Source organism: Christiangramia aquimixticola (assembly GCF_048285835.1).
GTDB lineage: Bacteria > Bacteroidota > Bacteroidia > Flavobacteriales > Flavobacteriaceae > Christiangramia > Christiangramia aquimixticola.
The window spans coordinates 1-279 of the sequence record NZ_JBLVTL010000339.1; the positions used below are offsets into that span (position 1 = coordinate 1).

Genomic DNA, 279 nt, shown 5'->3' on the forward strand with positions numbered 1-279 from the left:
GCCTTGACCTTTGACCTCATGCGGATAGCCTACCACCGCGGACTCGATGACTTTTGGGTGTTCGTTGATCGCGTTTTCCACTTCAGCAGTGCCCATTCGGTGACCTGAAACATTGATCACATCATCTACTCGGCCGAGAATTCGGTAGTAGCCATCGTGGTCACGCTTCACTCCGTCACCGGTAAAGTACATGTTTTTATACGTAGAAAAGTACGTCTGCTTGCAGCGATCGTGATCTCCGTAGGTGGTTCGGATCATGGATGGCCAAGGGAATTTGAT

The 279-nt window shown here is 50.2% G+C and carries 1 protein-coding gene; it reads right to left on the reverse strand.

What is annotated here, in order from left to right; all coding sequences use genetic code 11:
• On the reverse strand, window positions 1-279 hold a 279-nt coding region (locus ACNKXV_RS14735), incomplete at both ends, for an AMP-binding enzyme (RefSeq protein WP_417908448.1).